The sequence below is a fragment of the Azospirillum sp. B506 genome (assembly GCF_000333595.1).
Lineage (GTDB): Bacteria > Pseudomonadota > Alphaproteobacteria > Azospirillales > Azospirillaceae > Azospirillum.
Map to the genome: position 1 here is coordinate 1 of NZ_BADK01000311.1, position 8979 is coordinate 8979.

An 8979-nucleotide genomic window follows, 5' to 3' on the forward strand; every position below is an offset into this window, starting at 1 on the left:
GGCATCCGCTTCCAGGCCGGTACGGGCGACAGCCTGACCCTGGCCCCGGGCGGCGGCACCGACACGGTCGTATACTCGTCCTTCACCGACATCTCGGCGCTGGGCGCGAACAGCGGCTTCGTCTCGGTCTCGAACTTCCAGTCGGGCACCGACAAGGTGCAGCTGACCGGTGCGGCCCGGACCGATGCGGACAAGAACGGTGATGCCTCGCTCTCGACGGCCTCTGCGGCGACCAACGGCGTGAACGTCAGCTCCAACGAGCTGGTGAGCCTGACCTCGGTCGTCAGCGGCAGCCTGACGGATGCGACCCTCGCCAACTTCCGCACGGCGCTGGGAACGCTGACGAACTCGTCGGCTGGTGCAAGCATGCTGGTTCTGGGCAACAACGGCAGCAGCTCCGCTCTCTACCAGGTGGTCGACAGCAACGGCGATGGCCAGGTGGCCGCCACCGAGGTCCGGCTGCTCGGCGTCTACAACGGCACGGTCCTCTCGCTCTCCGACATCAACCTCGGTTGAGAGCGGGGGAAGGACCACCTCGCATGGAAAGCCAAAAGCCTGGGTCTGTCCGGTGTCTCGATGAGCACCGGACAGACCCAGGCTGCTGACCATCGCGCTTCCGACGACAAGCCCTCCTGAAGCGATGCCGCGGCAGTTCGCCGTCGCTTCGGCCCGACCCTGCACGTGACGGCGCCGAGCCTGCCCCTCTGTGCGTTCGACGCATAACGGCGGGCGCGTTGACTCCGCCGTTGGTACCGTAGGGTCGGAAAGAAAACCGATTGTTCGGTGACGAATAATTGCGTATCATATTTCGGTCAAAGCAATCGCATAACAATTAAACTTGCCTGAGGGAATTCCTGCTCCCTCTGCCGCTGGCTGCCGTGTGCAGAAAGCCGCCGCCGTGCCTGCTCCATTTCCTTGAAAATGAGACATCCCATGTCCCTGCACCTCTGGCTTTCCAACCGGAAACTGGTTCACAAGCTGCTGATTCCGGCGGTCCTGCTGCTTGCCGTCATGGGCAGCGTGGTTTGGACCGCCCGGTCGGCGCTGGTCGACCTGACCGCCTCCACCAGCCGTGTGACCGACGTGGTGGCCGGACGGCTGTCGGCGGCGCTGGAGATCCAGTCGGCCATGGGCGATGCGATGGATGCGGAAGCCAACGCCCTGGTCGCCGGCACGCGCGAGCGCATCGATGCCGCCTTCGCGATCTACAAGGACAACATCGGCAAAGCGCTGACCGCCATCGACCGGCTGGCCTCGGCCTATGAGGCCCCGGCCGACCGCGAGACCATCGCCGGCATCAAGTCCATCGTCGGCGAGTATGAACGGGTGTCCCAGAAGGCGGTGGAACTGGCGCGCGCCTACGACACCGACAGCGCGATCCGCGTGTCGATCGATGTCGGCCGCCCGGTTCGGCAGAAGCTGACCATGGCGCTGTCGGAGCGGGTGGAGCACAGCCTGGAGGAGACCAAGCGCGCCGAGGAACGGGCCATGGCGCTGTCGGCCAGCGTCATGACCCGCCTGTACGGGGTCACCGGGGTCGGCCTGCTGGTCGCCTTCGGCCTGTTCGGCTCCATCATCGTGGTCTTCGTCGTCCGGCCGCTGCACCGGCTGGTCGCCGACATGACGGCCATCGCCGACGGCAACCTCGCGGTTGATGTTCAGGGCGCCGGACGCCGGGACGAGGTCGGGCTGCTCGCCCGCGCGCTGCAGGTGTTCAAGAGCAACGGCCTTGCCATGCGCACCCTGCAGGAGGAGCGCGAGGCGCAGAAGCTGCAGGCGGAACGCGACCGGCAGGCCGCCATGCGGGCGCTGGCCGACCGCTTCGACGCCGATGTGCAGGACGTGGTGCAGGCGGTGGCGTCGGCCGCGCGCCATCTGCGCGGCAATGCCGAGACCATGACCGCCATCGCTTCGCAGACGACGGAGCAGGCCGCGACCGTCGCCGCCGCCACGGCGCAATCCTCGGCCAATGTCGCCACCGTCGCCGCGGCATCGGAACAGCTCGGCAGCTCCATCGGCGAGATCGGCCGGCAGGTCAACGCCGCCGCCGCCATCGCCCGCAATGCGGTGGAGGAGGGCGAGCGGACCAACGCGCTGGTCACCCGGCTGGTGGAGGCCGCCCAGCGGATCGGCGACGTGGTCAGCCTGATCCAGAACATCGCCAGCCAGACCAACCTGCTGGCCTTGAATGCCACCATCGAGGCGGCGCGGGCAGGGGAAGCCGGCAAGGGCTTCGCCGTCGTGGCGCAGGAGGTGAAGGCGCTGGCGACCCAGACCGCCCAGGCGACCGAGGAGATCGGCAGCCAGATCGCCGAGATCCAGACGGTGACGGACGGAACGGTGACCGCCATCCAGACCATCGGCCGCACCATCAACGACGTCGATGCCATCGCCGGTGCCATCGCCGCAGCGGTCGAGCAACAGACGGCGGCCACCCAGGAAATCGGCCGCAACATCCAGCAGGCCGCCCAGGGATCCCATCTGGTGACCGGCAACATCGCCGAGGTCAGCAGTTCCGCCGGGCAGGTCGGGCAGGCGGCCAGCGAGGTGCTGGGCGCCGCCGACAGCCTGTCCCGCGACTCCGACCGCCTGCGCGAGCGGATCCACGCCTTCATCGGCGAGGTCCGCGCGGCCTGACGCGGCCCTGCCCGTGGGCGGAACGTCAGCCGTGCTGTCCGGCGCCGGATGCCGTCATCATGGCGAAGAACTGCGCCTCGTCGATGGTGTCGGGCTTGCCGTACTTGGCGCGCCGGGCGGCGGCGGTGTCCAGCTTGGTGGCGCCGGGGGCATGGCCGACGACGAGATAGTCGGTGTCCTTGCGGACGCTGTGATGCCAGAACCCGCCCAGCGCCCGGATGCGTGCCATCACCCCCTCGCGCGACAGGCCGGTCAGGTCGCCGGTGACGGCGAAGGCATAACCGGCGATGCCGTGCGTGATGGGAGCGGCCGGCTGTCGGACCAGCGGCGGCGGGTCGATCCGGTTGGTCGGCGCCAGATGGGGAACCGCCAGCATCTCGGCACTGCCGAGGATCATCTTCTGGAACAGGCGGCTGGTGATCTCGGCATCGACGAAGGCGCCGTGGAAGCGCGCCCGGAGTCCGACATCGATGCCGAACAGCGTCGCCACCGCATCCAGCGACGCACGCCCCGCGACCTGCGCCCTGGCATGCTGCATGGTGCAGAGCGACGGACCCGGCGCCCAGGACATGCCGCAGAGTTGGAACTCATGGCGCAGGAATTCGATGTCGAAGCCGACATTGTGGCCGACCAGCACCGCACCCTCCAGGAAGCCGTGGATGTCCTGGGCGACGCTGTGGAAGGGGTCCTGGTGGCGCAGCAGGTGATCCGGCAGCCCATGCACCTTCAGCGCCTGCAGGTTCGATTTGCGTCCCGGATTGACGATGAGGCTGAGACAGCGGCCGGTCGGGGTCGCCTCCGCCAGTTCGATGGCGGCGAAGCTGACCATGCGGTCGCCGCCGGCCGGCGAGAGTCCGGTGGTTTCGCAGTCGATGACGACGAAGCGGCGGGGAGCGGTCTGCGTCCGGGTGGGCTTCGCCACTGCCGACCGGAGGGCCGGCACTGTGTCGATGGTACGGTTCATGACCTCTCGTCCCGGGGCAGGAGTGCCCTGCCATGTTACACACCGGGCGACTATAGGCGGCCCCGCCACCGCCGGTCGAGTGCGCGCTCCGTCGCGAGGCCGTCGGCCAATGCCGCGTTCCAGCACTCTCATCCGGGATATTTCAACGTCTAACCAAAAATTCCGCCTCCATGCAAAAAGTGGATTGTTGGAGCACCAATCACGAAGTATCATATTACAGTCGTTGTAATCGAATAACGATTACTGAAACGGACACCATACAGATCAAGGAGATCGCGTGTGGACGTGATCGCTGAGCTGTCGGGCCTGATCGGCGCCGACGCCGTTCTGACATCCAAATCCGATCTGGACGCGGCGACGGAAGACTGGCGCGGGCGCTACCGCGGGCCGGCCCTCTGCCTCGTCCGGCCGGCGACTGCCGAACAGGTGGCGGCGGTGGTGCGCTGCTGCGCGCGGCACGGGATTCCGCTGCTGCCGCAGGGCGGCAACACCAGCCTGTGCGGTGGCGCCACCCCCTGGGAAAGCGGCCCCGCGCCGGTCATCCTCAATCTGGCGCGCATGCGCGCGGTGCGCAGCATCGATCCGGTCAACAGCACGATGGAGGTCGAGGCCGGCTGCGTGCTCGCCACCGTGCAGGATGCGGCGGCGGCGGCGGGGCGGCTCTATCCGGTCAGCCTGGGCGCCGAGGGATCCTGCCAGATCGGCGGGACCATCGCCACCAACGCCGGCGGCACGTCCGTCCTGCGCTACGGCAACACGCGCGACAATGTGCTGGGGCTGGAAGTGGTGCTGGCCGACGGCACCATCTGGTCCGGCCTGTACGGTCTGCGCAAGAACAACACCGGCTATGACCTGAAGCACCTGTTCATCGGGTCGGAAGGCACGCTGGGCGTCATCACGGCGGCGACGCTGAAGCTGCATCCGCTGCCGACGCGCCATGCCGTTGCCTGGGTCGGGATGGCGGCTCCGGCCGATGCGCTGACCCTGCTGACCCGCGTGCAGCAGCGCTGCGGCGCCCGGCTGTCGGCCTTCGAGATGATCAACCGCTTCCAGCTCGATCTGGTGGTGGAACAGGTTCCGGGCCGCCGCAGCCCCATCGAGACGCCGGCCGACTGGCATGTCCTGATCGAGCTGTCGGACAACAGCGACGGCGACGCGCTGGACGCCGAGCTTCAGGCGATCCTGGAGGATGCCTTCGGCGACGGCCTGCTGACCGACGCGGCGCTCGCCGCCAGCGACGCCCAGCGCCACGCCATGTGGGAGGTGCGCCACAGCGTGTCGGAGGCCAACAAGAAGGCCGGGGTCGGCCTGACCACCGACTGCGCGGTGCCGCTGTCGTCCGTTCCCGCCTTCATCGACGCCGCGACCGCCGCGGTGCGGGCGCTGGTGCCCAACCTGCCGGTGATCGTCGTCGCCCATCTCGGCGACGGAAACGTCCACTTCATTCCCTTCTTCACCGTCGAGGAGTGGAGTGCCATTGCCGACCGCGACGCGCTGGCCGCCGCCATCCGCCATGCGGTGAACGACGAGGCCGCCCGGCTGAACGGCACCTTCAGCGCCGAGCACGGCGTCGGCCGCGTCCAGCTGGGCGAAATGGCGCGCTACAAGCCCGCCGCCGAACTGGCGCTGATGCGCGCGGTGAAGCAGGCGCTCGACCCGCAGAACCTGTTCAATCCCGGCCGCCTGCTGCCGCCGGGCTGAGGCCCGTTCCGTTCCTTCTTCCGCCGTTTCTTCGCCGTTCCGGCCCACCAAGAGGAGTTCCGACATGAGCATCCGCCAATCCGGCTGGTCCCGCCGCACCCTGCTGAAAGCCGGCGCCGCCGGCACGGCCGCACTTGCCATGCCGGCGATCTGGAGCCCGGCCCGCGCGCAGAACAAGCGGATCGTCGTGCGGGACGACGGCGGCATCTACACCAAGGCCTATGGCGAGGTGTTCTACAAACCCTTCACCGCGGCGACCGGCATCGAGGTGGTCGGCGTCCAGGCCAATGCCGAGCCGACGGCGCAGATCCGCTCGATGGTGGAAGCCAGGTCCTACACCTGGGACATGGCGAAGATCAGCCAGCCGGCCATCCTGATGCTGACCGGCGGCGACAAGCCGCTGCTGGAGAAGCATGGGCTGGAGGGCGACCCGGTCATCGCCTCGATCCCCAAGCAATACATGTCCGAATATGGCGTCGGCACCAACGTCTACACCACGGTGCTGGCCTACCGCACCGATGCCTTCAAGGGCCGCAAGGCGCCGGCCTCCTGGAAGGATTTCTACGACGTCGCAAATTTCCCCGGCCGCCGCGCCCTGCGCAAGCACCCGTTCGACACCATCGAACAGGCGCTGATGGCCGATGGCGTGCCGACCGGCCAGGTCTATCCCTGCGATCTCGACCGCGCCTTCAAGGCGCTGGACCGTATCAAGAAGGACATCGCCGTCTTCTGGACCAGCGGCGCGCAGGTCGAGCAGATGCTGCTGTCGGGCGAAGTGGACATGGTGCCGACCTGGGTGTCGCGTCCGCAGGCGGCCATTGCCGCCGGTGCGCCGGTCGGCATCGTCTGGGACCAGAACATCTGGGGTCTCGACAACTGGGCGATCCTGGCCGGCACGCCGAATGCGGACGCCTGCCGCCAGTTCATCAAGTTCGCCTCCGATCCCAAGCGGCAGGCGGAGCTGGTGAAGTATTTCCCGGCCGGCGTGACCCAGCCGGACGCCTTCAAGCACATCGACGCGAAGATCGCCGCCGACTGTCCGACCTTCCCGGCCAACATCGAGAAGGGCCTGCACATCGACGCCGACTATTGGCTGAAGAACCAGCAGAAGGGTCTTGAGCGCTACAATGCCTGGCTGCTGAGCTGAGGCACGGCGGGGGTGGGGGATGCCGTTGCGGCGCCCCCGCCCCCGTCTGGCGCCCCCGTCTTCGAGCACCCCATTCCCCTTCGGCCCCACCCCCTTCGCGAGGAGGCGCGCATGTCTTCTTCCAGCCTTTCCGTCCAGGGCCTTGCCAAGCACTACGGTGATTTCGTGGCGCTCGCCCCGACGGATCTCGTCGTCGCCGACGGCGAATTCCTGACGCTGCTCGGCCCGTCGGGCTCCGGCAAGACGACGCTGCTCAGCCTGCTGGCCGGGCTGGTGCCGCCCGACGAGGGAAGCGTGCGCATCGGCTCGCAGGACGTCACCTACGCCCCGCCCTATGAGCGCGACATCGGCGTGGTGTTCCAGAATTACGCGCTGTTCCCCCACATGACCATCGAGGAGAACATCGCCTTCCCGCTGAAGATGCGGAAGGTGGGGGCGGCCGAGGCCAAGCGGCGCGCGCTTGAAGCGCTGGAGATGGTGCATCTGCCGCACATCGCCGGCCGCTACCCGCGCGAGCTGTCGGGCGGCCAGCAGCAGCGCGTCGCGCTGGCCCGCTGCATGGTCTACAAGCCGTCGATCATCCTGATGGACGAGCCGCTGGGCGCGCTCGACAAGAAGCTGCGCGAGCACATGCAGCTGGAGATCAAGCGCCTGCACCGGGAGCTGGGAACGACGGTCGTCTACGTCACCCACGACCAGGAAGAGGCGATGACGATGTCCGACCGCATCTGCCTGATGAATGCCGGGCGGATCGAACAGCTGGGCACGCCGGCCGACCTGTATTTCCGGCCGCGCTCGCTGTTCGTCGCCGATTTCCTGGGGGAATCAAACATCCTCCCCGCCGCCCTGGGCAGGCGCAGCGGCGACGAGGTCGAGATCGGGCTGGGCACGCGGGGCGTTCCCGGCCGGGCGCTGGCCAACGGCAACGACCTGCCGCCGGGCACCGAGGTGCGCGTGATGGTGCGGCCGCAGAACCTGACGGTCGCACGCAAGGGCGGAAGCGCTTCCGACGGCCTGCAGGGCCGCGTGTCGGAGGTGATGGTCACCGGCAGCCTGACCAAGGTCTATATGGAACCGCTGGACGGCAAGCTGCCGCCGCTGGTCGCCGCCTTCCCCACCCGCAACGACGACGACGCGGTCCGCATCGACGACGTGCTGACGCTGTCCTGGAGCGGCCGTGACGCCGTGGTGATTGCTGATGCCGCCCGCGTGGCGGGGACGGCGTGAGATGGCCGGACAGTCGATGACCATGACCCACGCCCCCGGCGCCAAACGCCACTCGCCTCCGCCCGCCTGGCGCAAGCCGGTGCTGATGGGCGCTCCGCTCGTCCTGCTGCTCGTCGCCTTCCTGGTCTTCCCGGTCGGGCAGCTGCTGGCGCTCAGCATCCACAACGGCCAGGGCTTCACGCTGGCGCCCTATGCCCAGCTGTTCGCCTCCAGCCTCTATGTCACCGTCCTGTGGATCACGCTGAAGATCTCGCTGGCGACGACGCTGGTCGCGGTGGTCGCAGCCTATCCGGTCGCCTACCTGATCTCCGTCGCCAAGGGGCCGGCGAAGAGCCGGCTGATCTTCTGGGTCCTGCTGTCCTTCTGGACCAGTTTCCTCGTGCGTGCCTTCGCCTGGGTCGTCATCCTCGGCCGCAACGGCGTCGTCAACAGCACGCTGATGTCGCTGGGCATCATCGACCGCCCCCTCGACCTGCTCTATGGCTTCGGCGCCGTGCTGGTCGGCATGGTGCATGCCATGCTGCCGCTGGCGGTGATGACCATGCTGGCGGTGATGGAGAACATCGACCGCACCCTGCCGCGCGCCGCCAGCACGCTGGGCGCGCGTCCGGGCACCGCCTTCTGGACCGTCTATTTCCCGCTGTCGCTGCCGGGCGTCGCCGCATCGGCGATCATGGTCTTCGTGTCGGCCATCGGCTTCTTCATCGTGCCCGCCCTGCTGGGCGGCCGGAAGGAGACGATGATCACCCAGCTGATCGTCGATCAGGTGCAGCAGACGCTGAACTGGGGGCTGGCCGGCGCCATCTCGGTGCTGCTGCTGACGGTCGTGCTGGTGGTGTTCGTGCTGTATGACCGCGTCTTCGGCTTCGCCTCGCTGACCGGCGAGAGTGCCGTGGTGCGCAACCGCGACACCGCCATGCGGCGGCTGGGCGGGCGCGTGCTGGGCCTGCTGGGGTCGGCCAGCGACGCGGTGATCGGCCTGCTGCCGCGCCGCCATCCCATCCGCGGTCGGGCCGAGCAGCCTCTGGCGCTGACCGGCTTCGTCTGGCTGCTGCTGGCGCTGATCAGCCTGCCGGCCTTCCTGATGATCCCGCTGTCCTTCGGCAAGGGCGGCCTCGCCTGGCCGCCGTCGGGCTTCACGCTGCAATGGTACCAGCAGCTGCTGGACTCGCCGATCTGGATGCAGGCGCTGTGGCGTTCCATCGTGGTGGCGTTCGGCACCGGCCTGCTGGCGATGGCGATCGGCGTCCCCGCCGCCTTCCTGATGGTGCGCAGCCAGATGCGGGGCAAGGGCGCCATGCTG

7 protein-coding genes are annotated in these 8979 nt (G+C 68.3%); 6 read left to right on the plus strand and 1 reads right to left on the minus strand.

Translation table 11 applies throughout. The annotated features are described in order from the left end of the window. The coding region (locus I71_RS09505; protein WP_042694255.1) for a hypothetical protein at window positions 1-516 on the plus strand (516 nt) is incomplete at its 5' end. A gap of 417 nt (window positions 517-933) precedes the next feature. Beyond that, the gene (locus I71_RS09510; protein ID WP_042694257.1) at window positions 934-2637 is read left to right on the plus strand and encodes a methyl-accepting chemotaxis protein; all 1704 of its coding nucleotides are present in this window, start codon (window positions 934-936) and stop codon (window positions 2635-2637) included. A gap of 25 nt (window positions 2638-2662) precedes the next feature. On the opposite strand, the gene I71_RS34900 is transcribed toward I71_RS09510, so the two are convergent. Continuing rightward, window positions 2663-3601 (minus strand): exonuclease domain-containing protein, encoded by a 939-nt coding sequence (locus tag I71_RS34900; RefSeq protein ID WP_049976015.1) that lies wholly within the window; start codon window positions 3599-3601, stop codon window positions 2663-2665. Window positions 3602-3880: 279 nt separating this feature from the next. Between I71_RS34900 and I71_RS09520 the strand changes: the two genes are divergently transcribed. From I71_RS09520 to I71_RS09535, 4 genes are all read left to right on the plus strand, one after another. Then, window positions 3881-5302: an FAD-binding oxidoreductase gene (locus tag I71_RS09520; RefSeq protein WP_042694259.1), complete on the plus strand. Its 1422-nt coding sequence runs from the start codon at window positions 3881-3883 to the stop codon at window positions 5300-5302. Window positions 5303-5366: 64 nt separating this feature from the next. Then, on the plus strand, window positions 5367-6449 hold the full coding sequence (locus I71_RS09525) for an ABC transporter substrate-binding protein (protein WP_042694261.1): 1083 nt from the start codon (window positions 5367-5369) through the stop codon (window positions 6447-6449). A gap of 111 nt (window positions 6450-6560) precedes the next feature. After that, window positions 6561-7676 carry an ABC transporter ATP-binding protein gene (locus I71_RS09530; RefSeq protein WP_042694263.1) on the plus strand — a complete coding sequence of 372 codons (1116 nt, stop codon included), beginning with the start codon at window positions 6561-6563 and terminating at the stop codon, window positions 7674-7676. Window positions 7677-7692: 16 nt separating this feature from the next. After that, window positions 7693-8979, plus strand: a 1287-nt coding sequence (locus tag I71_RS09535; RefSeq protein ID WP_244433732.1) for an ABC transporter permease subunit, incomplete at its 3' end; no start/stop codon positions are given.

Excerpts from the sequence above, each read along its gene's own strand:
- I71_RS09510 (WP_042694257.1), top strand. The coding sequence starts at position 934 with ATGTCCCTGCACCTCTGGCTTTCCAACCGGAAACTGGTTCACAAGCTG.
- I71_RS34900 (WP_049976015.1), bottom strand. The coding sequence starts at position 3,601 with ATGAACCGTACCATCGACACAGTGCCGGCCCTCCGGTCGGCAGTGGCG.
- I71_RS09525 (WP_042694261.1), top strand. The coding sequence starts at position 5,367 with ATGAGCATCCGCCAATCCGGCTGGTCCCGCCGCACCCTGCTGAAAGCC.
- I71_RS09530 (WP_042694263.1), top strand. The coding sequence starts at position 6,561 with ATGTCTTCTTCCAGCCTTTCCGTCCAGGGCCTTGCCAAGCACTACGGT.